The 25317-nt window shown below is 67.3% G+C and carries 26 protein-coding genes and 1 tRNA gene; 7 read left to right on the top strand and 20 right to left on the bottom strand.

Annotated features, from left to right (window positions below; translation table 11 throughout):
• Nucleotide 1: 1 nt before the first annotated feature.
• From CETAM_RS03915 to CETAM_RS03895, 5 genes are all read right to left on the bottom strand, one after another.
• Nucleotides 2-958, bottom strand: a complete 957-nt coding sequence (locus CETAM_RS03915) for a 4-(cytidine 5'-diphospho)-2-C-methyl-D-erythritol kinase (protein WP_156227177.1) — start codon at nucleotides 956-958, stop codon at nucleotides 2-4.
• Entirely contained in the window at nucleotides 955-1830 is an 876-nt protein-coding gene (gene rsmA / locus CETAM_RS03910; protein ID WP_156227176.1) for a 16S rRNA (adenine(1518)-N(6)/adenine(1519)-N(6))-dimethyltransferase RsmA, read from the bottom strand. The genes CETAM_RS03915 and rsmA overlap by 4 nt, the downstream gene beginning before the upstream one ends.
• Before the next feature lie 33 nt (nucleotides 1831-1863).
• Nucleotides 1864-2397 carry a type 1 glutamine amidotransferase domain-containing protein gene (locus CETAM_RS03905; RefSeq protein WP_156227175.1) on the bottom strand — a complete coding sequence of 178 codons (534 nt, stop codon included), beginning with the start codon at nucleotides 2395-2397 and terminating at the stop codon, nucleotides 1864-1866.
• Nucleotides 2398-2465: 68 nt separating this feature from the next.
• On the bottom strand, nucleotides 2466-3641 hold the full coding sequence (locus CETAM_RS03900; RefSeq protein ID WP_156227174.1) for a resuscitation-promoting factor: 1176 nt from the start codon (nucleotides 3639-3641) through the stop codon (nucleotides 2466-2468).
• Between the two features lie 203 nt (nucleotides 3642-3844).
• On the bottom strand, nucleotides 3845-4687 hold the full coding sequence (locus CETAM_RS03895; RefSeq protein WP_156227173.1) for a TatD family hydrolase: 843 nt from the start codon (nucleotides 4685-4687) through the stop codon (nucleotides 3845-3847).
• Nucleotides 4688-4704: 17 nt separating this feature from the next.
• On the opposite strand from CETAM_RS03895, the gene CETAM_RS03890 reads away from it, so the two are divergent.
• Complete coding sequence (locus CETAM_RS03890; RefSeq protein ID WP_156227172.1) at nucleotides 4705-5349, top strand: cyclase family protein; 645 nt, start codon at nucleotides 4705-4707, stop codon at nucleotides 5347-5349.
• On the opposite strand, the gene CETAM_RS03885 is transcribed toward CETAM_RS03890, so the two are convergent.
• The 5 genes from CETAM_RS03885 to rsmI all read right to left on the bottom strand — a co-directional run bounded on the left by CETAM_RS03885 (nucleotide 5346) and on the right by rsmI (nucleotide 13346).
• A complete protein-coding gene (locus CETAM_RS03885) occupies nucleotides 5346-7412 on the bottom strand; it encodes a RecQ family ATP-dependent DNA helicase (protein WP_156227171.1) in 2067 nt (688 codons plus the stop codon). The genes CETAM_RS03890 and CETAM_RS03885 overlap by 4 nt on opposite strands.
• A gap of 29 nt (nucleotides 7413-7441) precedes the next feature.
• Nucleotides 7442-8659 carry an MFS transporter gene (locus CETAM_RS03880; RefSeq protein WP_231587571.1) on the bottom strand — a complete coding sequence of 406 codons (1218 nt, stop codon included), beginning with the start codon at nucleotides 8657-8659 and terminating at the stop codon, nucleotides 7442-7444.
• A gap of 49 nt (nucleotides 8660-8708) precedes the next feature.
• Entirely contained in the window at nucleotides 8709-10538 is a 1830-nt protein-coding gene (metG, locus tag CETAM_RS03875; RefSeq protein WP_156227170.1) for a methionine--tRNA ligase, read from the bottom strand.
• A 10-nt stretch (nucleotides 10539-10548) separates the two neighbouring features.
• The gene (locus CETAM_RS03870; RefSeq protein ID WP_156227169.1) at nucleotides 10549-12324 is read right to left on the bottom strand and encodes a BCCT family transporter; all 1776 of its coding nucleotides are present in this window, start codon (nucleotides 12322-12324) and stop codon (nucleotides 10549-10551) included.
• 173 nt (nucleotides 12325-12497) lie between these two features.
• Nucleotides 12498-13346, bottom strand: coding sequence for a 16S rRNA (cytidine(1402)-2'-O)-methyltransferase (gene rsmI, locus CETAM_RS03865; protein ID WP_156227168.1), 849 nt, complete (start codon nucleotides 13344-13346; stop codon nucleotides 12498-12500).
• 50 nt (nucleotides 13347-13396) lie between these two features.
• On the opposite strand from rsmI, the gene CETAM_RS03860 reads away from it, so the two are divergent.
• On the top strand, nucleotides 13397-14968 hold the full coding sequence (locus CETAM_RS03860) for a dolichyl-phosphate-mannose--protein mannosyltransferase (protein ID WP_156227167.1): 1572 nt from the start codon (nucleotides 13397-13399) through the stop codon (nucleotides 14966-14968).
• 21 nt (nucleotides 14969-14989) lie between these two features.
• Here CETAM_RS03860 and CETAM_RS03855 read toward each other — a convergent pair whose 3' ends face one another.
• Both CETAM_RS03855 and CETAM_RS03850 read right to left on the bottom strand, forming a co-directional pair.
• Nucleotides 14990-15688, bottom strand: a complete 699-nt coding sequence (locus CETAM_RS03855; protein WP_156227166.1) for a zf-HC2 domain-containing protein — start codon at nucleotides 15686-15688, stop codon at nucleotides 14990-14992.
• Nucleotides 15681-16088: a DoxX family protein gene (locus tag CETAM_RS03850; protein WP_156227165.1), complete on the bottom strand. Its 408-nt coding sequence runs from the start codon at nucleotides 16086-16088 to the stop codon at nucleotides 15681-15683. Before CETAM_RS03850 ends, CETAM_RS03855 begins: the two co-directional genes overlap by 8 nt.
• 49 nt (nucleotides 16089-16137) lie before the next feature.
• Between CETAM_RS03850 and CETAM_RS03845 the strand changes: the two genes are divergently transcribed.
• Together CETAM_RS03845 and CETAM_RS03840 are read left to right on the top strand one after the other, a co-directional pair.
• Entirely contained in the window at nucleotides 16138-16605 is a 468-nt protein-coding gene (locus CETAM_RS03845) for a methylated-DNA--[protein]-cysteine S-methyltransferase (RefSeq protein WP_330221206.1), read from the top strand.
• A gap of 3 nt (nucleotides 16606-16608) precedes the next feature.
• On the top strand, nucleotides 16609-17214 hold the full coding sequence (locus tag CETAM_RS03840) for a DNA-3-methyladenine glycosylase I (RefSeq protein ID WP_156227163.1): 606 nt from the start codon (nucleotides 16609-16611) through the stop codon (nucleotides 17212-17214).
• A gap of 34 nt (nucleotides 17215-17248) precedes the next feature.
• Here CETAM_RS03840 and CETAM_RS03835 read toward each other — a convergent pair.
• The 5 genes from CETAM_RS03835 to CETAM_RS03815 form a co-directional block, all read right to left on the bottom strand.
• Nucleotides 17249-17321: transfer RNA gene (locus CETAM_RS03835), tRNA-Ala, on the bottom strand.
• 70 nt (nucleotides 17322-17391) lie between these two features.
• Nucleotides 17392-18483 (bottom strand): divisome protein SepX/GlpR, encoded by a 1092-nt coding sequence (gene sepX / locus CETAM_RS03830; RefSeq protein WP_156227162.1) that lies wholly within the window; start codon nucleotides 18481-18483, stop codon nucleotides 17392-17394.
• Between the two features lie 100 nt (nucleotides 18484-18583).
• A complete protein-coding gene (locus CETAM_RS03825; RefSeq protein WP_156227161.1) occupies nucleotides 18584-19276 on the bottom strand; it encodes a GNAT family N-acetyltransferase in 693 nt (230 codons plus the stop codon).
• Between the two features lie 6 nt (nucleotides 19277-19282).
• Entirely contained in the window at nucleotides 19283-20557 is a 1275-nt protein-coding gene (gene glp, locus CETAM_RS03820; RefSeq protein ID WP_156227160.1) for a molybdotransferase-like divisome protein Glp, read from the bottom strand.
• A 25-nt stretch (nucleotides 20558-20582) separates the two neighbouring features.
• Nucleotides 20583-21542, bottom strand: coding sequence for a UTP--glucose-1-phosphate uridylyltransferase (locus tag CETAM_RS03815; protein ID WP_156227159.1), 960 nt, complete (start codon nucleotides 21540-21542; stop codon nucleotides 20583-20585).
• Nucleotides 21543-21579: 37 nt separating this feature from the next.
• Between CETAM_RS03815 and CETAM_RS03810 the strand changes: the two genes are divergently transcribed.
• From CETAM_RS03810 to mscL, 3 genes are read left to right on the top strand one after another with little or no spacing between them, the layout of a single operon-like run.
• On the top strand, nucleotides 21580-22173 hold the full coding sequence (locus tag CETAM_RS03810) for a 5-formyltetrahydrofolate cyclo-ligase (RefSeq protein WP_156227158.1): 594 nt from the start codon (nucleotides 21580-21582) through the stop codon (nucleotides 22171-22173).
• A gap of 51 nt (nucleotides 22174-22224) precedes the next feature.
• Nucleotides 22225-22860, top strand: a complete 636-nt coding sequence (locus tag CETAM_RS03805) for an SAF domain-containing protein (protein WP_156227157.1) — start codon at nucleotides 22225-22227, stop codon at nucleotides 22858-22860.
• A 58-nt stretch (nucleotides 22861-22918) separates the two neighbouring features.
• Complete coding sequence (gene mscL / locus CETAM_RS03800) at nucleotides 22919-23323, top strand: large conductance mechanosensitive channel protein MscL (RefSeq protein ID WP_156227156.1); 405 nt, start codon at nucleotides 22919-22921, stop codon at nucleotides 23321-23323.
• On the opposite strand, the gene CETAM_RS03795 is transcribed toward mscL, so the two are convergent.
• The 3 genes from CETAM_RS03795 to CETAM_RS03785 are packed head-to-tail and all read right to left on the bottom strand — an operon-like array spanning nucleotide 23314 to nucleotide 25311.
• The gene (locus CETAM_RS03795) at nucleotides 23314-23487 is read right to left on the bottom strand and encodes a hypothetical protein (protein ID WP_231587570.1); all 174 of its coding nucleotides are present in this window, start codon (nucleotides 23485-23487) and stop codon (nucleotides 23314-23316) included. The genes mscL and CETAM_RS03795 overlap by 10 nt on opposite strands.
• 28 nt (nucleotides 23488-23515) lie before the next feature.
• On the bottom strand, nucleotides 23516-24103 hold the full coding sequence (locus CETAM_RS03790; protein WP_156229357.1) for a MogA/MoaB family molybdenum cofactor biosynthesis protein: 588 nt from the start codon (nucleotides 24101-24103) through the stop codon (nucleotides 23516-23518).
• Nucleotides 24104-24147: 44 nt separating this feature from the next.
• A complete protein-coding gene (locus CETAM_RS03785) occupies nucleotides 24148-25311 on the bottom strand; it encodes a S1C family serine protease (protein ID WP_156227154.1) in 1164 nt (387 codons plus the stop codon).
• Nucleotides 25312-25317: the final 6 nt, after the last annotated feature.

The raw sequence follows: 25317 nt of genomic DNA, 5'->3' as shown, positions 1-25317 counted from the left end.
CTCAGTCGACGAGGTGCGCGCCTCTGGTCGGGCCGTACGCGGTGGTGCCGGAATAGGCGCGACCGTCGGCGAGCAGGTCGTCGAGGACGTCGCGGGCGTGGAGCTCTGAGCTGCACAGAAAGGCCGCCGTGGGGCCCGAACCGGACACGATCGCGGCGAGCGCCCCCGCCTGCCTGCCCGCTTCCAGGGTGCGGCCGATATCGCGGCGCAACGTGATCGCGGGGACCTGCAGATCGTTGGCCAGTGTGCCCGCAAGTTGCTGCGGATCGCCGGTCATCAGGGCCCGGGCCAACTCCCCGGTGTGCAGGGACGGGCCGATGACCGCTCCACCTCCGCGGAGCTCATCAATTTCGTGGAAAACCGTCGGCGTGGACAGCCCCTCCCTGAAGAATACGAGCGCCCAGTGATAGGTGCCGCGGGACAGCATCGGGGTCAGCTGTTCGCCACGGCCGGTGCCGAGCATGGTGCCGCCACGCAACGTGAAGGGCACGTCCGATCCCAGCTCGGCGGCCAACTCCGACAGGGTGGTCATGGGCAGCGCAGGGTGGGACTCGCTGAGCAGGGCGTGAGCCGCCACGAGGGCCGCGGCAGCATCGGCGGAGCCGCCCGCCATTCCGCCGGCGGTGGGGATCCCCTTGTGGATGCGGATGTTCACCCTCGGGGCATCCACCGGGCCATGATGGGCCCGGTAGTGGTCGACGAGCTTGTCTACGGCGCGCCACGCCAGATTCGAGGCGTCCGTGGGCACCGAGGCCGCGTCCAGCCCTGAGACGCCGAGGGCGCCGACGATGCTTCCCGACGCCACGCGTTCCTCGTCGTCGATGTCCAACGTCACCGTGTCCGCGAGGCTGAGGGACTGGAAGACGGTGACGAGGTCGTGGAAACCGTCCTCCCGCAGGTCCCCCACACCCAGGTGCAGGTTGACCTTGGCGTGGGCGCGGGAGGTCAGATGCCTCACGAGGTGATCCCGGCGAGCCGGACGAAGTCGTGGACGGTGAGCCTTTCGCCACGCAGCTGCGGGTCGATGTCTGCGCGGCGCAGAGCCTCTTCGGCGGCGGCGGCGGAACCGTAGTGGCCCGCCATCGCAGCGCGGAGGGTCTTGCGTCGCTGGGCGAAGGCTGCGTCGATGAGCGGGAAAACGGCACGACGGGACTCGTCGTTGATGGGCCACGGCTCGGTGCCGGGAGCAAATCGGTCGATGCGGACCAGACCGGACTCGATGTTCGGGGCGGGCCAGAACACATGCCGGCCAATGGCACCCGCGCGGCGGACGTCGCCGTAGAAGGCGGCCTTGACGCTGGGGACACCGTAGATCTTCGAGCCCGATTCCGCCGCCAGACGGTCGCCCACCTCTGCCTGCACCATGACGAGCACCCGGCGGAGGCTGGGGAACGTGGCCAGCAGGTGGAGGAGCACCGGAACGGACACGTTGTAGGGCAGGTTCGCCACCAGTGCGGTGGGTTCGGGCAGGTCTTCCGGGGTGATTCGCAGGGCGTCCTTATGCACAACGGTCAGCCGGTCAGCATACTGCGGGGCACGCCAGGCGACTGTGGCGGGCAGCTCGGCGGCCAGGCGTCGGTCGATCTCGACTGCCGTGACCTTCTCCACGGTATCCAGCAGACCGAGCGTCAACGAACCGAGACCCGGCCCCACCTCCACGACGTGGTCGGAGGGGTCAAGGTCTGCGGCTGCGATGATCCGCCGCACCGTGTTGGGGTCGTGCAGGAAATTCTGGCCGAGTTTCTTCGTCGGGGTGACGTCGAGCTTCTCCGCCAGAGCGCGGATCTCCACGGGGCCGAGCAGCTCGGCGGGCTGAACACTGGAGGTCATGCAACCAATCTAGACCACCGGTGGGTAATGGCCCTAGTGCGTGCCCTCGGCGAACTCCTCCACGATCTTGGCGTTGAAGGCTGGCAGGTCACCCGGCGTGCGGGAGGAGACCAGTCCGTTGTCCACGTGAACCTCCTCGTCCACCCAGGTGGCACCGGCATTGCGCAGGTCCGTCTTGAGCGAGGGGTAGGAGGTGAGGGTGCGGCCGCGGAGCACGTCGGCGTCGGCGAGGATCCAGCCGCCGTGGCAGATGACGCCGACCGGCTTACCGGCCTCAACGTGCTTCTTCACGAAGGCCACTGCGTCGGCGTCCATGCGGATCTTGTCAGCGTTTCCGGTACCACCCGGCAGGATGAGGGCGTCGAACTCAGCCGGATCAGCCTCAGCTGTGGTGGCGTCGACGGCGACCGACGTGCCGTTCTTACCTTCAATGGTGCCTGCCTCGGTGGACAGGATGGTCACGGTCGCGCCGTGTTCCTTGACGGCCTCGACCGGCTTCGTCAGCTCGGAGTCCTCGAAGTTGTTGGTGGCGATGACCGCCACCCTGACGTTGGTCAGGTGAGACATGATGGTTACCTCTCGCATGCGTTCGGCTGAATGTCCGTACGCCACCCGAGGGTAACCAGATTCTGCGACTAGCGCAGACCCATCTTCGAGGTGCAGGCGGGCCATGCGCCCCAGCCCTGGCTCGCCCGGGTCTTCTCCGCGATAGAGATCTGCTGCTCACGGGTGGCCAGGTTCGCGGTCGGCGCGAACTGGGTGCCGCCGTAGGCTGCCCAGGTGGACGGCGAGAACTGCAGACCGCCCTGGTAACCGTTGCCGGTGTTGATGGACCAGTTTCCGCCGGACTCACACTGCGCGAGGGTGTCCCAGACGGAGCCACCGGCCACGGCCGGGGCGGAGGAAGCGGCCGGGGCGGCAGGTGCTGCGGGGGCTGCGGGGGCTGCCTTTGTTCCACGGGCGATCTTTTTGGCGGAGGCCGGGGAGAGTTCGACCTCGTTGAGCTTCTCGCGGGCGGTCTCGACGCCATTGACCGTGGTGATGCGGGTGGTCACCTCGCGGGAGCCCGGAGCGCCTTCCACGAGGACCTTCTCCGTGCCCTCGAGCGCCGTGGGATCGTCGACGTACTCAGGCTCGGTGGTGAAGGACTCGGTCGTGGTCTCCTCATCGATGGAGACGCGCTCAATCTCGATCTTCGCGTTCCTGTTCAGCGGAGCGTCGAGTTCCGGGGTGACCTTGTCGTGTTCGCCGAGCTCGATGCCGCGGGCGTCGAGAAGCTCGCGGACGGTGGCCGCGGCGATCTCGGTGTAGACGACCCTGCCACCGTCGTTGACGCCGACGATCTTCGGGGTGGTGATGTCCAGGCGCATGCCGTCGGTGAGGCGGGTGTCGCCGTCCTCGGCGATGCGGGCCGCCGCGGTGACGCCGTCGAGCTCGCCGAGGAGGTCCTCGACTGTCAACGCGGTGGAGGTGATGTCGGTGGTGCGGCCGTCGATGACCACGGCGACAGGCTTGGCGGTGCGGACGGTGATGCTCGCGCCCTTGGTCAGGGACTCGCTCGGGGCGGGGTAGACCAGATCCTGATCCCCGACCTCGACGCCGGCGGCCTCGAGGGCGCCGGCGACGTCGCGGGACATGGTGGTCAGCTCGGTGGTTTCACCGTTGATGTCGAGGGTGACGTCCTTCTGTGCACCAGCGACGGCGACTCCGCCGACCAGCAGTGCACCCAGCACGCCGCCGGTGGCCAGACGCTTGGTGGTGGAGGTGCCGGAGTTGATCCGCGTGATTCGTGAAGTGTTGTTATGGCCCATGGGGATATACATTCTCGATCTCATTCGGGGAAGGCGTGGGCTCCGTGTGACGTGCCTGTCATCAGAAGCTGCTCGTTAATCACAGTACGGTAACAGTTCGATGTCGCCCAGGGAACCTGCAACACGCCGACAATGCACGGCCCCCCGTACCCGGCCCCGACTACCTCAGCAAATGCACTGGCGAAACGCGAATGTGATACTGGTCACCCCATGCGCAGGTACACGCGATCGAAAGTCTCGGACACCTCCCTCGCGAACTCCTCCGGCTCCATCCCCCTGGCCTCCGCGACGCACAGCGCCGTGTGCCCGATCAGCGCCGGCTCATTGCGCGCACCCCGGAAGGGCTCCGGAGTCATGTAGGGCGCGTCCGTCTCGATGAGCACCTGGCCCTGCGGCGCGATCCGGGCCGCCTCACGCAGCTCCGCATTGCGGGTGAAGGTGACGTTGCCTGCGAAGCTGAGCACGTACCCACGCGCCAACGCCTCCTCCGCCATCACGAGCGGGGACGAGAAGCAGTGCAGGATCGTCTCCACCGGCTTGGGAGCATCCGCGAGCACCCTCATCAGGTCCCCGTCAGCCTCCCTGTTGTGCAGCATCAGCGCCTTGCCCGAGGCGACCGCCAGGTCGATGTGCCAGCGCAGCGCCTCCTCCTGAACCTCCAGCGGCGCAGTGCGCTCAGGCTCATGCCGGATCCAGTAGGTGTCCAGCCCGGTCTCCCCCACCGCCACGCACCGCGGGTCGGCCGCCATCTCGGTGAGTCGGACCCGCGCAACCTCATCCAGCTCATGCGCCCGGGTCGGATGGATCGCACACGCCGCGTACACCAGCCGGTTGTGCTGCGCGGCCTCCAACGCCAGCTCCGCCTCGGCAAGCCCGTCACCGACGGTGCAGATCTTCACGACGCCAGCGTCCACCGCCCGACCCACAATCGCATCGATGTCCTCCGGCGTCCTCGCCCCCGCAGACGCAAGGTGGGTGTGAGCGTCGACGAGACCCCGGATCGGGGCGGCGGGAACGGGCGTGGGGCGGGGCTTCTTCTTGGACATGCCTGCATTGTATGGGCATGATCTTTTCCCGCCTGGTCGACCTCACCCGGCCGATGTACCCGGGCCAGCCGAAATTCCCCACCGATCCCGATATGTCGGTCTCCGTTCTGCACCCCGCCGGCCCGGACGGCTTCGAGGTGCTCTCCTACCGCCTGGTCGGCCCCTGGGGCACGCATGTCGACGCCCCGGGCCACGCCGTCCCCGGCGCGCGTACCCTCGCCGAAATCACGCCGTCCGAGCTCATCCTCCCTCTCGCCGTCATCCCGCTTGTCGACGCCCCCTCCCTCACCGCCGCCCACGTCCTCGCGTGGGAGCGCGAACATGGACCGGTTCCCGCCGGTGGCTTCGTCGCTCTGCACACCGGGTGGGCCGACCACACCTCCCCCGACACTCCGGGCTGGGCACTCGATGCCGTGGAACTACTCCACGCCCGCGGCGTACGTGCCATCGGGCATGACACGCTCAACACCGATCCCGGCCCCCTGACAGCCAGCGACCAGTACCCGGCGCAGCGCTTCTGGCTCTCACATGACCACTGGCAGGTTGAGTTCCTCACCCACCTGGACCAGGTGCCTGCGACAGGAGCCACGATGTGGGTGTCCTGGCCTGTGCCCGCGGGCGGTTCATCCTTTCCCGCCCGGGCCCTGGCGGTCCTTCCCTAACCTCGGCTGGCCACGGCCAACGGCAGAACCGGCTGCCCGGTGCGCTCTGCCAGCGCGGATCCGGCGACGGTCACCGACCAGCCGGTGTCAATGAGGTCGGTGACCAGCAGCACCGGGCCCTCAGACGAACCGATGCCCGTGACATCCCAGTGGTTGAGCAGGGCTGTCACCCGGTACGCGGAGTTCTGGGCCGTGACCTCGCCCGCACCGGGACGCACGGGCAGGACACCGGCGTATGCCATCCTGCCGACCCCCGCGATGGCCTCCGCCAGGGCCGCAACGAAGTCCGTCGTCGCCGGGTCATGGGAGCCCAGGGCCACGACAGTGGTGGGCCTGGCGTCCCAGTCCCAGTCGGAGAGCACCGCGACGATCCGCGGCAGCCAGACATCCTGCTGCCACGGGTGGGTGGGTCGCCAGGACCTGTCCGCCAGCAGCGCCGTCAACGCAGGCCCGCGGGCGATGTCGTTGAGCCGTCCGAGTGCGCGGCCAGGTTCGACGCCGTGGATACGGCCACGCACGCTGATACCCGTGGGCCACTGGCGGCGCTGGGTGACCCGCACCCCGGGAGCGGCGAGTCGATCTGCCACTCGCTGGGCGACAGTGGCGTCGATCCCCGTGGTCCACCTGCGGCCCGTGCAGTTGTCGCAGCGCCCGCACGGTTCGGTGGCGGTGGCGTCATCGAGCTGTCGGCGCAGGAAGAGCATGCGGCAGGAGTCGGTGTCCTCGTAGGCGAGCATGGCCTCCTGCTCCGCCGTACGCGCCTGGGCGAGGCCGGAGTACCGGTCGGCGTCGTAGTGCCAGTCCTCCCCGGTCCCCACCCAGCCGCCCTTGACGCGGCGTACCGCACCGTCGACGTCGAGAACCTTGAGGACCTGGTCGAGCCGGGAACGTGAGAGATCCACCTGTGCCTCCAGCTTCATCGTCGACTGCGGCTCATCCGTGAGCGCACCGAGCAGGTGGCGGACGGTGGCCTCGTCCGGGAAGGAGACGGAGGCGAAATACTCCCAGATCTCAGAGTCCTCGGAACCCGGCAGGAGGATGACGTCGGCGCGTTCAGTGGCACGCCCGGCGCGGCCGATCTGCTGGTAGTAGGACACCGGGGATCCCGGAGCGCCGACGTGGACGACGAAACCGAGATCGGGTTTGTCAAAGCCCATGCCCAACGCCGAGGTGGCCACCAAAGCCTTGAGCTCATTGTTGATCAACGCATGCTCGAGGCGTTCGCGCTCCCCGGCCTCTGTCCGTCCGGTGTAGGCGGCGACGTTCCAGCCGACGGCCTCCAACGCCTCCGCGAGGTCCTCTGCCGCTGAGACGGTGAGGCAGTAGATGATGCCCGCCCCCTCAAGCTCCGCCAGGTGGGTGGCCAGCCAGGCCGGGCGGGTGGTGGTGTCCGCCAGACGCACCACCGCCAGGTGCAGGGACTCCCGGTCCAGACCACCGCGCAGCACACCGGTGTACTCACCGAGCTGCGCCTGCACGTCGGCGACGACGCGGTCATTCGCGGTCGCAGTGGTCGCCAGCACCGGCACGCCCTCCCGCAGGCCGGCGAGCAGGTCCCGGATGCGACGGTAGTCAGGGCGGAAATCATGGCCCCAGTCGGAGATGCAGTGTGCCTCATCCACCACCACCATGCCGACGGTCGCTGCGAGCGCAGGCAGGACCTCGTCCCGGAAGCCGGGGTTGTTCAGCCGCTCCGGGGAGATCAGCAGCACGTCAACCTCCCCGGCGGCAACCTGCGCCTGGATATCCTCCCACTCCGTCATGTTCGCACTGTTGAGCGTGGCCGCACGGATGCCGGCCCGCTCTGCGGCCACCACCTGGTTGCGCATGAGCGCCAGCAGCGGCGAAATGATCAGCGAGGCACCTGCCCCGGCATCCCGCAGGAGCTTCGCGGCGATGAAGTACACCGCCGACTTGCCCCAGCCCGTTCGTTGGACCACCAGCATCCGACGCCGGTGGTTGACCAGCGCGTCAATCGCGGTCCACTGATCATCGCGCAGCTGCGCGCCCGGCCCCGCGATGCCGGTGAGAAGTTCATTGGCCATTCCCCTGGTTGCCTGCATGTCCACCACGGTATCCCAGGCCCCCGACATCAGGCGTGAGCTGCGAGTTCATCATCAATGAAGACGTTGCGTGCGGCCCGGAAACCGACCGCCCCCATGAGTCCGCACAGCACCAGCAGCACGGGCAGGATCACCGACCACCCGCCGGTGGCCTCTCGGACGACGCCGACGAGCAGCGGCCCGACCGCCGCGATGACGTAACCGATCGGCTGGACGAAACCAGACAGCCGGGCGGTGACGAGCGGGACACGGCTGCGAGCGGGGATCAGTGCGATGGCGGTGGGGAAACAAAAGCCGCCGACGCCGAGCAGGGCCGCCCAGAGCATCGGCGTAGTTGCGGGTGCCAGCCACAGCCCGAAATAACCGGCGCCCATGAGCGCGGAGAAGAGCACAGGCAGCCACACCACGCTGCGCATGCGGTGGATGACCGCCGGCATGATGAGCCCGCCGATGATGTTGAAGCTGCCGGTCAGCGCAAGTGCCAGGCCTGCGGTGCCGGCCGGGACGCCGTGGTCGACGTAGATCTTCGGCAGCCAGCCCATCTGGATATAGGCGTGCATGGACTGGAGCCCGAAGAACAGCATGAGGAACACCGCCGTCGGGGAGCGCCACAACGACACCGGGTCGGTGGCTGCCCCGGTGGCGTCGACACGCGGGGACGTGGAGGTCGGCACATCCCGGCCGATGCGCAGGACCACCACGAACCAGACGATCACCTGGACGGCCGCCGGTGCGGCCCAGAAGAACAGCGCGCGACGCCAGGCGTCGGGGGCGTCGGAAAGCACGGCGGTGAGCGGACCGATGGCACCGGAAAGGCCGAGAACGGAGCCGTAGACCGTCATGAGCGCCACGATGTGCCGGCCGCCGTGATTCTTGATCCAGGCGGGCAGCAGCACGTTGGCCAGGGCGATACCGGTGGTGACCAGCGCCGTGAGCAGGATGAACACCCAGATGTCCCCCACCCAGGGACGCACCGCCAGGCCGAGGAAGGAGAGCGCCGCACCCAGGAGCAGGGTGCGGCTCAGTCCCAGGCGGGTGGCCAGCGGCACTGCCAGCAGGCCGAAGAGTGCGAAGAAGAGGCCGGGGATGGCGGTGATGATCCCGGCGAGGGAGCCGCCGGCCTGGAAGGCCTCGAGGGTGTCTGCCAGCACCGCGCCGAGCGAGGAGATTCCGGCGCGCAGGTTGAATGCGGCGATGAACACCGCAAGGAACAACAGCAGCGTCGGAATGACGGCTCGCGTACTCACTGGGGGTCTCCTACCGTAGCGGAGATCCCAGCGTAGTACGTATTACCAATTACTGGACGGGCGACCACTCCGGGCCGGTCTCCGCGAGTTCCGGATCGAGTTTCTGGATCAGCGGCGCGGGCTTGGCCAGCGGGGTACCCGGCACAACGTCGACGCGCTTCCACACGGCCTGCTGGGCGGTGTAGTCACCGGTGATGATCGGATAGCCCTGCCCCTCCTCCGGCAGACCCACGCCCACGAGGTCGACGGGCATGTCGTCGGTGACCTCATGAATCTCCGGCTTCGCGGCCCAGACGCCCTCACGGCCGAGGGTCTCGTGCACCTGCTGGGCGATGTGCGGCAGGTACGGGGTGAGCAGGACGTTGCAGTCGGAGACGACCTGCAGCGCGGTCCACAGGACGGTGGCCAGACGCTCACGCTGGGACTCGTCCTTCGCCAGCCGCCACGGCTCCTGCTCGGCGATGTAGGCGTTGGCCTCGCCGACGACGTGCATGGCGGCGGTGATGCCGTTCTTGAACTTCGACAGCGCGAGGTTGTCGCCGACGATGTCGAAGGTGTTCGCCGCGAGGTCGAGGATCCGCAGATCGGAGTCGGTGAGCTCACCCGGGGTGGGCACCTCGCCGAAGTTCTTGTGCGCCATGGACACGGTGCGGTTGACCAGATTGCCCCAGCCGTTGGCCAGCTCATTGTTCACGCGGCGGACGAACTCGTCCCAGGTGAAGTCGGTGTCGGTGTTCTCCGGGCCGGCGACGGCGATGAAGTAACGCAGCGGGTCAGGGCCGAACTCCGCCAGGAAGTCCTTGACGTAGATGACCACGCCCTTGGACGAGGAGAACTTCGAACCCGACATGGTGAGGAACTCGGAGGACACGACCTCGGTCGGCAGGTTGATTTCCCCGTACCTGTGGACTTCGCCGCCCTTGGCGCCCTTGCCCGCATATCCCAGGAGCTCGGCAGGCCAGATCTGGGAGTGGAAGGTGATGTTGTCCTTGCCCATGAAGTAGTAGCCGGCGGCATCCGGGTTCTGCCACCACTGCTTCCACGCGTCCGGGTTGCCCGAACGCCACGCCCACTCGATGGAGGCGGACAGGTAGCCGATCACGGCGTCGAACCAGACGTAGAGCTTCTTGGCGTTGTTGTCTGCCCAACCCTCGACCGGGATCGGGACACCCCAGTCGATGTCGCGGGTCATGGCGCGCGGACGCAGATCCTCGAGCAGGTTGAGGGAGAACTTCAGGACGTTCGGGCGCCAGTCCTCGCGGCCCCTCAGCCACTCCCCCAGCGCCTCCGCCAGGGAGGGCAGATCAAGGAGGAAGTGCTCGGTCTCGACGAACTTCGGGGTCTCGCCGTTGACCTTGGACACCGGGTTGATCAGGTCGGCGGGGTCCAGCTGGTTGCCGCAGTTGTCACACTGGTCACCGCGGGCGCCGTCGGCACCGCAGATCGGACAGGTGCCCTCGATGTAGCGGTCCGGCAGCGTACGACCGGTCGAGGGCGAGACGGCACCCATGGTGGTCTCCTTGATCATGTAACCGTTCTCGTACAGCCCGGTGAACAGCTCCTGCACCACCGCGTAGTGGTTGCGGGTGGTGGTCCGGGTGAAAAGGTCATAGGACAGGCCGAGTCCGGCGAGGTCCTGCACGATCTGGCGGTTGTAACGGTCGGCGAGTTCCTTGACCGTCACGCCTTCCTTGTCCGCCTGCACGAGCAGCGGTGTGCCGTGCTCGTCCGTGCCCGAGATCATGAGGACCTCGCTGCCGATCATTCGCTGGTAGCGGGCGAAGACGTCGGAGGGTACGCCGAAACCGGCGACGTGTCCGATGTGGCGGGGGCCGTTCGCATACGGCCAGGCGACGGAGACAAGCACAGACTGGGTCATGGGACCCACCTTATTTCATGGGGGTCTGCCTGTTGCGGTTGGCCAATCGCTTCTGCCGTCGCGCCTTCAGTTCCTCCGCCCGGACATGCTCGGCGTGGATGCGTCGTTCACGTGCCAGGCGGGCGGCGAAGGCCTGTTGGGAACGGTGGTCGAGGTAGAGGACGTCGTTGCTCAGGTCCTTCACCAGCGCGACCATCAGTCCGACGACGATCAGCAGGAAGGGGCTGGCGGCGACAATGGTGATGGACTGCAGGTTCGCCAGGGAATCCTCGCTCGCGGTGAGCATGACCATGCCCACGGCCGCGGTCATCAGGCCCCACAGCGCGGACACCCACGGGGTGGCGTCGGGGCGCCCGTGCTGGGACAGCGTGCCCATCACGGTGGACGCGGAATCCGCCGAGGTGATGAAGAACGTACCCAGCAGGATCACCGCCACCACGCCCATGATGGTGCCGCCGGGCAGCTGATGGAGCAGGTTGAACAACTGGGACTCGGCGGTGCCGTCGCCCCAGATGGAGTTGCCGCTCTGCTCCAGGGTGATGGCGGTACCTCCGAAGATGGAGAACCACACCACCGACACCAGCGACGGTACGACCAGCACACCGATGGTGAACTCGCGGATCGTACGGCCACGGGAGATGCGCGCCAGGAACATGCCGACGAAGGGCGACCAGGAGATCCACCACGCCCAGTAGAAGATGGTCCAGCCGCCGAGCCACTCACCGGCGGTGCCGTCAGCCGACACGGCGGTGCGTCCCGCCATCTCGAAGAACTGGGCGAAGTAGGAGGACAGGGCGGTGGGAATGAGGTTGAGCAACGACACGGTCGGACCGACGACGAACACGAAGATCGCCAGAATCGCGGCCATGATCATGTTCGCGTTGGACAGGTACTGGATTCCCTTGCCCACGCCGGAGACCGCGGAGACGATGAAAGCGAGGGTGAGCACGCTGACGATGCCCACGATGGTCCCCGTGCCCGGCGAATCGACCAGTCCGGAGGCGGAGAGCCCGGCCCTGATCTGCAGCGCTCCCACGCCGAGGGAAGTGGCGGTGCCAAAGATGGTGGCGATGATGGCCAGGGTGTCAATGAGCCGGCCGAGGCCGCCCCGGGCACCCTTTTCGCCGATGAGGGGAATGAAGGCCGAGGAGATCAGCTGACGACGTCCCAGGCGGAATGTGGAGTAGGCGATGGCCAGCCCGACGATCGCGTAGATGGACCAGGGGTGAAGCGTCCAGTGGAACAGCGTGCCTGCCAAGGCGGTGCCCACCTCCTGCGGCTGGTGGGCGGGCACACCCTCGCGGTAGAAGGTGAGGGGCTCCGTCGCCCCGTAGAACATCAGGCCGATGCCCATGCCGGCGGCGAACATCATCGCGATCCAGGAGACGGTACGGAATTCCGGCGCCTCGTCATCGCCGCCCAGCCGGATGGATCCGAACTTGGTCACGGCGACGACGATCATGAAGACGACGAAGACGGTACCGAAAATGACGAAGGCCCAACCGAGGTTCTCCACCACGAAGGAGAGGGCGGCGGAGGCGAAACCGGCGAAACTTTCGGGGCCGAAAAGACCCCAGCCGACCGTGGCCAGCACGACGGCCGCGGCCGGAAGGATGATCCACCAGTCGAAGGTGGGATCCTCCGAATCCGCTTCGCCGAGCCTGTCCTCGACCGCATCGGCCTGGTCCACCTGGTCGCCGATCGCGTCGGCGTCCGACATCATGGAGGCCAGCTCCTGGGTGGCAGTTGAATCAGGTTGCCCCTGTTGAGGGTCAGAAGTGGTCATATTTAATAGTGTTCTCAGCCCGGGCACGAGTTTCAACCTGGGCGAGCCGGTCATCGGGGGCAGATAAGGCTCACCTACCCCGAAACTGCACGACCTGGAACAGGGGTTCCGGCAGTTCACTCCCCATAAACAGCCGCCATGCTCACAACCTCATAACAACTGCCGCAACGGCCTCAACGGGCGGCCAGAACCGCCTCATAGAGTTCACGGTTGGACACCCCGCGTCCGCCCGCGACCCGCCGGCACGCGTCCTTCAGGCGCATCCCCTCGCCCACGAGGGACTCCACCACGGGGACGAGCTGGTCGACGTCCACCTCGTCCACCGTCCCACCTTCGATCACGACGGTGATCTCCCCCTTCACTCCCCCGGCCGCCCACTCGGCGAGTTCCGGCAGCGTCCCCCGACGAACTTCCTCGTAGGTCTTGGTCAGCTCCCGGCACACGGCGGCGCGGCGGGTGGAGCCGAGGATATCGGCGGCGTCGGCAAGCGTCTCGGCGAGGCGGTGCGGGGACTCGAAGAAGCAGGCCGCGCGTTCCTCGGTGCGCAGCGACTCCAGCCACTCCCGACGGGGACCCGACTTGCGGGGCGCGAAACCGTCGAAGAGGAACCTTCCCACCGGCAGACCGGACAGGGCGAGAGCGGTGGGCACGGCGGAGGGACCGGGCAGGCAGGTGACGGGGACACCGTTGGTGTGCGCGGCATCCACCAATGAGAAACCCGGGTCGGAGACCAGGGGCATGCCGGCGTCGCTGACCACGAGGACGATGCCGGTGCGGGCGGCGTCGAGAAGCTGGCCTGCGCGCCCCGCCTCGTTGTGGTCGAAGTTGGACACCACCTTCCCGCGGATCTCCACGCCCAGCGCGGTCGCGAGGTTGCGCACCCGGCGGGTGTCCTCGGCGGCGATCACGTCCGCACCGGCGAGGGCGGCGCGCAGGCGTGGGGAGGCGTCGTGGATGTTGCCCAGCGGGGTGGCGGCGAGCACCACTCCGGTGGGGGGCAGCAGGGAGATGTCGGGAACCATGACTGCCATGCTAGGCGCTCGTGTGTGGACCGTGACCTAGACTCTTCCGGGTGAGCACCGTCGTCGACAGCCAGCCTCGTTTCGCCGCCCGCGTTCGGCCGGTGACGCCCCGACCCTGGGCGTGGACCGGGGCGGACACCGTCAGCACCCTGGTCATCGCCGTTCTGGCGCTGTTCACCCGGTTCGTCGGGCTGACCACCGCAACGTCAGCGGGCACCCCCGTCTTCGATGAGAAGCATTATGTGCCACAGGCGTGGGACATGGTGAGGTCCTGGGAGAATCCGCTGATCGGCGGTATCGAATCCAACCCGGGCTATGGTCTGGTCGTTCACCCGCCCCTGGCCAAACAGCTCATCGCACTCGGCGAGTGGATGTTCGGCTACACGCCGCTCGGCTGGCGCTTCATGGCGGCACTCTTCGGCGCCGCCACGGTCGTGATGACGATGCTGCTGGTGAGGCACCTCGCCGGCACCTGGCAGGTGGCCACTTTCGCAGGGCTTCTGGCCACGCTCGACGGCGTGCTGCTGGTCAGTTCGCGCTTCGGCATGCTCGACATCTTCCAGGTGTTCTTCATCGTCGCGGCAGCCTTCGCCCTGGCCTGTGACCATTCACAGATGCGTGCCCGGCTCCACCGCGCCTGGACCGAGGGGCTGATCGCCGACTCTTCGCTGGGACCCCGGCTGGGTTTCCGCTGGTGGCGTTTCGCCGCCGGGGTGTTCCTCGGGCTCTCACTGGCGGTGAAGTGGTCGGGCCTGTACTACATGGCGTTCTTCGGCCTGCTGGCCGTCTTCCTCGATCTTGCTCTTCGACGTCGCTACGGTGTCCGCCGCCCCGTCTCCGGCACGCTGCTGCGGGACGCGTTCCCGGCGTTCGCGTCGCTCGTCATCCTGCCGGTGCTGCTGTACCTCTGGTCGTGGCGGGCCTGGTTCGCGTCCGAGACTTCCGTCTACCGGCACGCGAAGGTCGACGGCACCGTGGAATCCGCCGGGATCCTCGGACTCCTGCCGGACTCGGCCGTCGGATTCATCCACTACCACCAGTCGGTGCTGGGGTTCCACGCATCGTTGACCACCTCCGGTGGCCACTCGCACCCCTGGGACTCCAAACCCTGGTCCTGGCTGGTCGCCGGGCGACCGATCCTGTACTCCTCCTCCACCGACGTGGAATGCATGGCGGGCACGTGCCGCAGCATGATCTACCTTTTCGGTACCCCTGCGATCTGGTGGCTGACGGTACCGGTACTGGGCTGGGCGATCTGGTGCCTGGTCATCCGACGTGACCGTCGTTTCCTCATCCCGGTGGTGGCCTTCGCCGCCGGGTTCCTGCCCTGGCTCGCCGGCTACGACCGCCAGATGTACTTCTTCTACGCCACTGCGCTGAGCCCCTTCCTCATCACGATGCTGGCGCTCACCCTCGGGCAGCTGCACGGTCGTGGACCCGAGGTCACCTGGCCCTGGCTGCGCAGACTCGCCGAGGGTGGCATCCGCTGGGGCACCGTCGCGGTGATCGCCTATCTCGCCCTGGCGGCGGCGATGTTCCTCTACTGGTCCCCCATCCTCTACGGCTACCTCGTCCCGGAGGGCTGGTACCAGTCGCTCATGTGGCTGCCCAGCTGGCGGTAGTCACAGGACGGCTTCCGGCAGCTACACCGGTTTCGCGCCCAGTTCACGCCAGATGGTGCCCAGCGTGACGTAGCCGTGGTGGTTCAGCCATGTCCACACCATGCCCACCGCCGTGAACAGCAGCAGCCCCAGCCCCAGGAACTGGGAACCCGAGACGGTGTCAAGCACCAGGTCGCGCACCACAAAACCGAACATGAAGGTCCACAGTGCCGCGACGACCGTGACCAGGCCGGACACCAGGCGCGGTTTCCAGGCGATGGTGAACAGGCCGAGGGCGAGGGAGAAGCGGAAGGCCGCAGCGTCGACGAGCAGGGACGCGGTACGCGGATCGGAGTCCGGGGCCACCACGCCGTCGTTGCTGACCGGGGTCAGCCCACCGGCGTCACCGAGAAGCTGCATCCCCCAGATCACCCAGAGCACACCAGCGATGACCAGCAGGATCCGGGAGAGCGCAAGTCCGACCATGCGGGCGTTCGCGGTGCGGCGCCACTCCGGTTCCACGCCAGCGAGGATCATCTCAGCCAGATCCGGTGGGGTCATGCCGCCGCCGGCAGGTTCCACGAAACGTAGACGACGGCTCAGCGCCACCGCCTCCTCCTGGAACTGCCGGCACTGCGCGCAGCCGGCGAGATGCGCATCGACGACGTCATCGTCGAGGGGGATCGGTTCGCCGTCGAGGCGGGCGGAGAGTGCCGCCTGCACCTGGTCATGGTCAACCACGGGTCAGCATCCTGTCCAGGCTTGCACGGCCAGCACCGAACACCACGATCATCACCAGTGCCGTCGCCATCACGATCGGGAACTCCACCCCGCCGGTCGAGGTGAAGAATCCCTCCCCGACGTGCACGAACCACATCGCAGCCACCATGAGAAGCGCCAGCACACCCGCCACCAGCGTGGTGAGCAGCCCCACCACCAGCAACGCCCCGCCGACCAGTTCCGTCGCCATGACCAGCCACGCAGACAACTTCGGCTGCGGCACCCCCCAGGCGCTGAACTGACCGGTGGTCTCCGTCAACCCGGTGATGATGAGCTTGTCCCAGCCGTGGGCGACGAACACGGTGCCCAGGACGATACGCAGGAGCAGCAGCGCAGCATCCCTCACAGCCGGTTTGTCCATGCGATTAGACTACCCCGAAAGACCTCGCCCCCTGGAGAAGGGAGTCCACGTGCTCATCGATTCGCCCATCGGACCGCTCAGCCTGGAGGCCAGCGCCACCGGCCTCACCCGGATCGAATTCGGTGGCTCCGACGGCCCTTCGTCGCCACTGCTTCTCGACGCCGCCGAGCAACTCGCCGAGTACTTCGCCGGGCAACGTCAGTTTTTCGACCTCCCCCTCGACGTCCCCGCCGGAAGTTTCCGCACCGCCGTGCAGGCCATGCTGACGGAGATCCCCTACGGGCGGACCGTCACCTACACCGAGCTCGCCACCACCTGCGGACATCCCCGGGCCGTCCGCGCCGCGGGCACCGCCTGCGCCACCAACCCGCTGCCCATCATCCGGCCCTGCCACCGGGTGCTACGCAGCGACGGTTCCCTCGGCGGTTACCGCGGTGGCCTGGAGGCGAAGAAGTGGCTTCTCGATCACGAACAACGCGTGCTCGGGAACCTCCGCGACGGCCAGGGAGTCCAATAGGACATGACTGACGCTGACTTCGCTGACCTCATCATCGGCTCCGACGGACTCGCCCGGCCTGCCTGGGCCGCCACCACCGATCTGCTGCGCGACTACTACGACACCGAATGGGGCATGCCGGTGCGCACCGAGCAGGGGCTCTTCGAACGCCTCTGCCTCGAGAGCTTCCAGGCCGGTCTCTCCTGGGAACTGGTGCTGCGCAAACGGGAGGGCTTCCGCCGGGCATTCGCCGGTTTCGACCCGGAGAAGGTGGCCGAGTTCGATGAGGGGGACGTCGAGAAGCTCATGGCCAACCCCGAGATCATCCGCAATCAGCGCAAGATCCGGGCCGTGCTCAACAACGCCCGGGCCACCCTCACGCTGCGGGGGCGGGGCGGGCTGTCGGAGCTCATCTGGTCGCATCAGCCCGCGGAGAACCTGTACCCGCGGACCAGCGCTGAGGTGCCCTCGCAGTCACCCGAGTCTCTGGCGCTGTCGAAGGCACTGAAGGAGGCCGGTTTCACGTTCGTCGGCCCGACCATGATCTTCGCGCTCATGGAGGCCGTCGGGATGGTGGACACGCATCTGCTGGAATCTCACCGGCGCGGCTCCTCGGGAGTCTGGGCCTGACCGGGCCGCCGGCCAGCCGGGAGGGCGTGAGCTGTGGAGCTAAGGGGAATCGAACCCCTGACCTTCGCATTGCGAACGCGACGCTCTACCAACTGAGCTATAGCCCCGGAAAAAGGGTGTGGACCCAAGATTACTCCTGGGCCCACACCTGAGAAAAACCACTGTTCAGACGGCGATTCAGCCGACGCGACGGCCGTAGGGGTCGTTGTAGTCGTGTCCGGGGCGGCGCCCCTCGGCAACCGGCACGTCGGTGACGGGGAGATCCTCGAAATCCGGGGATTCATCATCCCGCTCGAGGATGACGGCACCCGGGCGACGGAGGTGACGCGGGACGGCCAGCTCCTCGTCCGTGGAGCTGCGCACACCGAGACGGGCGCGGCGCAGCTGACGGATGCGGCGGGCACGCAGGGCCTGCTCCGCACGCACCTGGGTGCGCAGAGCACTGAGGTAGACGACGGTGGCCACCACCGCCAGACCGCTGAGCAGCCAGGCCCAGCCGCCGACCACGAAGGCGAGGATCGCGGTGACGGCGACAGCCGCCGCCAGACCGAGGAGGGTTCGCTGTCGACGCTGGTAACGGGTGAGTGAATGCTCGGCGTCGGCCACCGGGTCCCAGCCGCCACGGCCGGCACGGTGCTCCGCGAACTCCATCTCCTCGTCGGAGAGTTCCTCGTCGCTCATCTTCTCGTCCTCTTCCCTGTTTTCGTTGTCCTGCTCAGCGTCAACGTCTTCTGACATCGACTCCTGGTTACCCACAGTATCCGGGTACAGGAAATCTGCCGGGGAGGTATAAGAGTCGTCGTAGGCGTAGGTGGTCTCCTCGTCCCACTCCTCCCACTCATCGGTGACGGTGGCGCCGGTCGCCTCGTCTGCGTCGACGGTCGGCTCCCCCACGACCTTGAGCTCCTCGACGGCCGCTTCAAGTTCGTGGACCAGGCCACCGTCGACGATCTCGGCCGGTTCATCCTGGCGGGTGAACAGTCCGTGGAAGGGGCGGGAGGGGCGGTCGTCGTCAAGCAGGACCTCGTGGGCGTCGACGATCTCATAGTCCTCGGCCTCATCCCCGGAGTCGACCGGACGGACGTCGGCTGCGGACAGGTGCGGTCGACGGCGGGTCGGCAGGTGGCCGGACCCACCCTCGTGGATGACGCGGGTGTCATCGAAAGCCTCTCCCGCCTTGCGGATCGGCTTCTGGCCGCGCAGGAGGAGAGGTGCCAGGACGAACAGCCACACCACGATGATCAGAACGATGATCAGACTTCCGGACACGCTGTGTTCACCTTCCTCGGTGAGGGAACGGGGACTGTCAACAAGATTACGGGTGTCGTTTCACCAGTCACTCCTGCCACGCCGGTGAAAGTCACGTGAGTCACTTCAGTCGCCCGTTACGACGCAGTCTTTCAACGCAGGTACCAGGGTGATCGTCGATGTTCTGGGCGACGAAGTGGTGGTCCTGCCAGCGGCCGTCGATGTGCAGATTGGCACGCAGATAGCCCTCCTCACGGAAACCGTTGAGGGCGAGCACCCGTCCGGAAGCGGGATTACCGGGCAGGTAGGTGGCGGTGACGCGGTGCAGGCCGATGCGCCGGAAGGCATGGTCGGTGCCCAGCGCGCAGGCCGCCGTCGCCAGGCCACGCCCCATGAAGGCGGAGTGGACCCAGTAGCCGATCCAGCAGTCGGAGAGTCCTCCGTGCTGGATCGTGCCCAGCGTGACCTGACCGGCGAAGTGCCCGTCGACCTCGATGACGAAGGGGATGACCTGACCGTGGCGGGCGGCGGTGCGAATGCCGGTGAAGAAATTCCACCACGCGGTCGACGTATGGGAGGCCGCCCAACCACCGGGGGCGGTGGGTTCGACCGGTCGGAGGAAAGGCTCGTCGAGAAGTCGCTGCTCGCGCCATTCCACGCCGTCCCGGCTGGTCAGCGGGCGCAGGCGGACCCGCGCACCGTCGGGAAGCCGCACAACAGGCGTGGATTCGGGCCAGCCGGGGTGGACCGGGTCGCGGGGGCCCCGGCCGGGTTCGCGGAAGGACCGGGCCGCGCGGCCGAAGGGGTCAAACACCTGGCGTCAGCTGCCCTGTGTCAGGAACATGACGTGGACGATGTCACCGGGACGGATCTCGGTGACCTCCTCCGGGACCCGGATCAGCGCATTCGCCTCGGCGAGTCCGGCGAGCAGATGGGCGGGCGCACCGGTGGCGGCACCGATGCCCTCGACGAGGTAGTCACTGGTCTCGGCGTCGCGCATCAGTCGGGCGCGGATGTAGCCCCGTCGTCCCTCCCGGGAAGCGATGTGGTTGAGCGCCCTCGCCCGCACGACCCGGCGGGAGGTGTTGCGCTTGCCCAGCGAGATGCGGATGAGCGGACGGATGAACACCTCGAAGGTGACCAGGGCGGAGACCGGGTTGCTGGGCAGGAGGAAGACGGGGATACGCTCCTCACCGAGCAGACCGAAACCCTGGACGGAGCCGGGGTGCACGGCCACACGTGTTGTGTCGATCTCCCCGAGTTCCTCGATGACCTTCCGGAACATCTCCGAGCCCGATCCTCCGACGGCACCGGAGATGACGATGAGTTCGCTGCGCTGGATCTGCGCCTCGAGGATCTCCTTCAGGCGGCGCGGTTCCCCGCCGGCGATGCCCACGCGGTGGACGTCGGCGCCCGCTTCCCTGCCGGCCGCTGCCAGGGCATAGGAGTTGACGTCGTAGATCTGTCCCAGGCCCGGTTCACGGTCGATGTCGACGAGTTCCCGGCCGACGGAGATCACCGCCATCCGCGGACGCGGATAGACCAGGACCTTCGCCCGACCGACGGCCGCGAGAAGCCCGATCTGCGCCGGGCCGAGCACCGCGCCGGCGGTGACGGCGACGTCACCGGGTTGAATGTCGTCGCCGGTACGGCGGACGAACTCGCCTGACCGCACGACCCGGTGGGCGGTGACACGGCGACGGCCACGGTCGGTCCACTCCAGGGGAAGGACGGCGTCGGCGAGCGTGGGCAGAGGCGCTCCGGTGTGCACGCGGACAGCCTGCTTCGGCTGGAGGCGCAGCGGCTGCTGGGAACCTGCGGCCACCTCACCGACCACCGGAAGGGAACGTTCGATCGGCTCAATTGGCGTATCCGGGTCCTGCCTCGATGAGACCAGCCGCTTCTCACCGCCGACGTCGACGGCACGAACGGCATAGCCGTCGATGGCAGCCTGCGGGAATCCCGGCAGGGCGCGGGTGGCCTGCACCTCTTCGGCGCACATCAGGCCGAGGGCGTCGGCGATGGCGATGCGCACCGGTTCGGGTGTGACCGCAGCATCGGTGACGAGCGCAAGCTGTTGCTCAACGGAACGCACTGCACACTCCTTCTGGTGAGGAAAGTCAGTTCTGGGGGGGCTGCTCTGCGGCGTCTGCGGCCTCATGTTCCGCGAGGATCGCGATGATCGCGCGACGCAACCCCGGTCCGTAGGTCGGATGCGACAGACCGAAATCGACACACGCCGGGATGTAACCGGCCGGGTTACCCAGGTCATGGCGCTTACCGTCATGCACGACGATATGAACCGGGTGACCCTCCTGAATCATCAGCTCGATGGCGTCGGTGAGCTGAAGCTCCCCACCCTTACCCGGCTTGATACGACGCAACGCATCAAAGATGCCACGGTCCAACAGGTAACGACCGGTGGCCACCAACGTGGACGGGGCATCCTCCGGCTCGGGCTTCTCCACCATCCCCACGACCCGCTTGACCTTGTCCACGGGCAGACCCGAGTCGGCGGAGATCTCCTCGATGTCGAAGACACCGTAGTTGTACACCTCCGCACGCGGCACGTTCACCGCACACAGCACCGACCCACCGAGCTCGGCACGGACCGCCGCCATCTTCTCCACCACACCGATCGGCAGGACGAGATCATCCGGCAGCATGACCGCCACGACGTCCTCATCATCATCGAGGACACTCTCCGCCAGACCGACGGCATGACCCAGACCCAGCGGTTGGGCCTGCTCGACGGCGACCGGGGTCATCAGCTTCCCCGCCCGCTGGACCTTCTCGACCTGCTCGAACTTGCCCCGCTCCGACAAGTTCTCCACCAGGTTGGGGAACTGCTCGAAGTGCCGGAGCACCTCCCGCTTGTTCGGGGCGACGATGAGCGCCAGGCGTGTGGCGCCCAGCGCGTTGGCCTCCTCGGCGATCAGCTCGATGCCCGGGGTGTCCACCACCGGCAGCAGCTCTTTGGGGACCGTCTTGGTCGCGGGCAGGAAGCGGGTGCCCATGCCGGCTGCGGGGACGATGACCGTTTTCACGCCGTGCGGATGGGCGGACGATGGCAAGCTCATAAGGCAACACCCTACCCGGCGCGGTTACGCTTAGGGCATGGACATCCGGGATAGGAAGACGATACTGCGGGCCAGGATGATGCAGGCCCGCAAGGACATGTCGCCTGAGACAATCAGGAGCGAGGACTCGGCGATCATCTCCCACGCGGCCGCGCTCCTGCGTTCACTGCCCCCATCAGAAACCTCCGTCGCCGCCTACTCGCCGTTGCCGGGAGAGCCCGGTGGCAGCCTGCTTCTCGACGCCCTCCATGGCGAAGCCTCCTCACTCCTCCTACCGGTCTCACTCTCCGGCGGGCAGCTGGACTGGGCCCGCTACGAAGGCCGCCTGGCCTTGACGCCGGGAATGCTGGGCATCGCGGAGCCGACGGGTGAGCGACTCGGGCCAGACGCCATCAACTCCTGCCGACTCATCATCATCCCGGCACTGGGAGTGACCCCGGAGGGTGTGCGCCTGGGCAAGGGCGGCGGCTTCTACGACCGCGCGCTCGCCCAGTTCGCCGACTCCGGGAACCCGCCGCTCACCGCGGTGCTGCTCTACAACGGGGAGATCCGGGACGACATCCCCGTCGAGGACCATGACATGCCGGTTGATTTGGCCATCACCCCCACGGGGCTGCGCCGCTTCAGCTGATTTCCTCCCACCCGGGGAACCTTCATGCCCGTGGTGCAGTCCAAGTGAGGTATGACCCAGTTCCACCGCAGGTTCATCCATGTCCTCGCCACCCCCGGCTGGCGCCGCACCGTCCTCATCCGCCGGGTTCTGGCGATCATGCTCCTGCTGACCGCGGTTCTGCTGGCGTTCCGGCAGGCCGGGGCCACCGACCCGCAGGCCGTCGTCTTCGCCCGCCGGGTCGCGGCCGGCGAGACGCTCTCGGGGGACGACGTCATCGTGGTTCCCGTCCCCGGCCACCTTCTGCCGGTTTCCGCGTTGACCGACCCTTCAGAGGTCGAGGGGCTGGTCATCGTGGCCGCAGCGGAGGAGGGGGAGGTGGCCACGTCCCACCGGTTCATCGGCCAGGATCTCGCCGCCGCTTTCCTGGGCGACATCACCACATTCATCCCGCTGAGGCCGGCGGAACCCGAGATCATTCCGCTGCTCCACCACGGCGACACGATCAGCATCGTCACCCACCACGGCGACGCAGCCCAGCCCCAGGTCATCGCTTCCGGCGGACGGGTGGTCCTCGTAGACACCCGGGAGGCCCCCGGAACCCTGTTGATCGGACTCCCCGAGGAGGCTGCCCGTGCGGTGGCCGCCGCCTCCCTGACCGCGCCGCTGGCAGTTGTTCTCACGCCGGGTCAGGAAGATCCACCTTGAATGGCCTAAAATTTATGGAGGCTACGAAAATTGTCACCCATCAACAGGAGGAACAGACATGTTTCAGGGCTTCAAAGAATTCATCATGCGCGGCAACGTCATCGACCTGGCTGTGGCCGTGGTCATCGGCGGCGCATTCACCGCCATCGTCACCGCGTTCTCCGACAACCTGATCAACCCCCTGATCGCCGCCCTCGGCGGCAGCGACGTCAGCGGCCTGGGCTTCCACGTCATCTCGGACAACCCGGCGACCTTCCTCGATTTCGGCGCAGTGATCACCGCGGCCATCAACTTCCTGCTCATCGCCGCCGTCGTCTACTTCGTCATCGTCGCCCCGATGAACAAGCTCAACGAGATCGCCGCCCGCAAGCGCGGCATCCCGCAGGACGAGGAGGAGCCCGTGCCGGCCGACGTCGAGCTGCTCACCGAGATCCGCGACCTGCTCGGCAGCCGTCAGGCGTAATGCGGAGGGCGCTGCTCGCGCCAGAACTCGTCAGTGGAGACCGGCTCCTCGGCCTCCGGGTCGAGGAGCACCTCCCTGTCACCGTCGGCCGCCTCCGCAACCCCGAATCGGGGATCGGGACGGTCGACCTCTCTGTCTATACCGGGGGCATCGGACTGCCGCACGACGCGACGCCGTGGCCGCCGTGCCCCGCTACTCAACGCTCGCCTTCTGCAGCTGGTCGATCACATGGTGGACCATCGGCGCGAGCGTGGCCATACCGTCGCGCACCGCAGTGCGGGAGGCGGCGAAATTTACCACCACGGTCGACGCCGACACCCCAGAAATTCCACGTGAGGTGCAGGCGTCCATCGCGCCGCAGGCCTGTCCCGAGGAACGCAGTGCCTGGGCAATGCCGGGGACCAGCTGATCCAGCACGGCCCGGGTCGCCTCCGGGGCACGGTCACGGGGGCCGACCCCGGTGCCTCCGACGGTGAGGACCAGGTCCACACCACCGACGACGGCCGTTTCGATCGCCTGGCGGATCTGCGACTTCTTCGAACGCACCGACACCACGGCGTCCACCGCGAAGCCCGCCTCGATGAGAAGCTCGGTGACCAGCCGATCGGTGTCCTCGCCTGCGTCGAGAGCGTGGTCGGCGATGAGCACCACCAGTGCCCGGCGGCGTGCCTGGGGCGGATCCTCCTGCTCGGAGGCGATGAGAAACGCCTCGTCAGGTTCCACGTCATCCAGTAGCGCGGATGCACGCGGCTCATGGGCGGTGTTCACAGTGGTCTCCATCCTCATGGTGCTGAACTACTTCGTTTCTTTGTCGGTGGGTGAATTTACTCTGAGGTCAGCGTAACCTCTACCTGCCTGCTCTGTCCCGTATCCTGCTGCTGCACCTCCAGGGCGACGGTCTGTCCGAAGTCCTGGGAGCGTATCGCGGCGACGAGGGCATCGGAATTGTCGATGACGCGGTCGTCGACACGCGTGACCAGATCACCCGCGTTCAGCCCTGCCTGCGCCGCGGGACTGTCCGGTTCGACGGAAGCGATCAACGCCCCCTGGACGTCCTGCCGCGCGGCGACCTGCACACCCAGCATCGGATGGGTGGCCCTTCCGGTGGAGATGAGCTGGTCGGCGACACGCTTGGCGAAGTTCGCGGGGATGGCGAAGCCCAGACCGATCGATCCTGCCTCACCCCCCGAACTCATCGACGCGATGACGGAGTTCATGCCCACGATGTTCCCGTTCATGTCCACGAGCGGGCCACCTGAGTTGCCGGGGTTGATGGCGGCGTCGGTCTGGACGGCGTCGATGAGCGAAGACTCCCCTCCCCCGTCGGATGCCCGCACGGGGCGGTTGAGCGCGGAGATGATGCCGGAGGTGACGGTGGAACTCAGGCCCAGAGGCGAGCCGATGGCCACGACCTCCTGTCCCACACGCAGCTCATCGGAGTCACCGAACTGGGCGACCGGCAGACCGGAGACGTCCCGGATCTTCACCACGGCGATGTCCGTCGCCGAATCAGAGGCGACATAATCCGCCGGCAGGGAACGGCCGTCGTTGAGCGTGACCTGGATGAAGGCGTTGTCTCCTCCTCCGGACACCACATGGTGGTTGGTGAGAACATAGCCGTCGGAGGAGATGATCGAACCTGATCCCTCGCCCGCGCTGGTGCGATCGGCGACCTGAATTGACACGACCGCCGGCAGAATGTTCGCGGCGACCCGCTCCACCCCGCCCACCGGGGACTCGGGGGCGGGGGCACTGGGTTCACGGAGGGAGTTGACCACGTCGGTGGAACCCGTGGAGGCCGTGTTGGCTGCCACCAGTCCCACGACCGATCCGGAAGCCACCGAACCGGCGAGCATCAGCGCCAGCGCCGTGCCCAGCCCCACGCGTCGCTTCTCCGCGGCAGGTTCCGGTGCCTGCCACTGGTAGGGCGATGCCACCGGCTGATAGTCCCCGGGCTGCGGGTGTGTGTCGTCGTTCATCTGACTCATTGTCCT

Source organism: Corynebacterium comes, from assembly GCF_009734405.1.
Taxonomy (GTDB): Bacteria; Actinomycetota; Actinomycetes; order Mycobacteriales; family Mycobacteriaceae; genus Corynebacterium; species Corynebacterium comes.
The sequence above is the reverse complement of the archived record's forward strand: the minus strand, read 5'-3'. Positions and strand labels throughout refer to the sequence as shown.

Excerpts from the sequence above, each read along its gene's own strand:
- CETAM_RS03785 (WP_156227154.1), bottom strand. The coding sequence starts at position 25,311 with ATGAGTCAGATGAACGACGACACACACCCGCAGCCCGGGGACTATCAG.
- rsmI (WP_156227168.1), bottom strand. The coding sequence starts at position 13,346 with ATGGTTCCCGACATCTCCCTGCTGCCCCCCACCGGAGTGGTGCTCGCC.
- CETAM_RS03790 (WP_156229357.1), bottom strand. The coding sequence starts at position 24,103 with ATGGAGACCACTGTGAACACCGCCCATGAGCCGCGTGCATCCGCGCTA.
- CETAM_RS03850 (WP_156227165.1), bottom strand. The coding sequence starts at position 16,088 with ATGGACAAACCGGCTGTGAGGGATGCTGCGCTGCTGCTCCTGCGTATC.
- CETAM_RS03815 (WP_156227159.1), bottom strand. The coding sequence starts at position 21,542 with ATGAGCTTGCCATCGTCCGCCCATCCGCACGGCGTGAAAACGGTCATC.
- rsmA (WP_156227176.1), bottom strand. The coding sequence starts at position 1,830 with ATGACCTCCAGTGTTCAGCCCGCCGAGCTGCTCGGCCCCGTGGAGATC.
- mscL (WP_156227156.1), top strand. The coding sequence starts at position 22,919 with ATGTTTCAGGGCTTCAAAGAATTCATCATGCGCGGCAACGTCATCGAC.
- CETAM_RS03895 (WP_156227173.1), bottom strand. The coding sequence starts at position 4,687 with ATGTCCAAGAAGAAGCCCCGCCCCACGCCCGTTCCCGCCGCCCCGATC.
- CETAM_RS03840 (WP_156227163.1), top strand. The coding sequence starts at position 16,609 with ATGACTGACGCTGACTTCGCTGACCTCATCATCGGCTCCGACGGACTC.
- CETAM_RS03900 (WP_156227174.1), bottom strand. The coding sequence starts at position 3,641 with ATGGGCCATAACAACACTTCACGAATCACGCGGATCAACTCCGGCACC.
- CETAM_RS03810 (WP_156227158.1), top strand. The coding sequence starts at position 21,580 with ATGGACATCCGGGATAGGAAGACGATACTGCGGGCCAGGATGATGCAG.
- CETAM_RS03890 (WP_156227172.1), top strand. The coding sequence starts at position 4,705 with ATGATCTTTTCCCGCCTGGTCGACCTCACCCGGCCGATGTACCCGGGC.
- CETAM_RS03870 (WP_156227169.1), bottom strand. The coding sequence starts at position 12,324 with ATGACCACTTCTGACCCTCAACAGGGGCAACCTGATTCAACTGCCACC.
- CETAM_RS03905 (WP_156227175.1), bottom strand. The coding sequence starts at position 2,397 with ATGTCTCACCTGACCAACGTCAGGGTGGCGGTCATCGCCACCAACAAC.
- CETAM_RS03805 (WP_156227157.1), top strand. The coding sequence starts at position 22,225 with ATGACCCAGTTCCACCGCAGGTTCATCCATGTCCTCGCCACCCCCGGC.
- CETAM_RS03885 (WP_156227171.1), bottom strand. The coding sequence starts at position 7,412 with ATGCAGGCAACCAGGGGAATGGCCAATGAACTTCTCACCGGCATCGCG.
- metG (WP_156227170.1), bottom strand. The coding sequence starts at position 10,538 with ATGACCCAGTCTGTGCTTGTCTCCGTCGCCTGGCCGTATGCGAACGGC.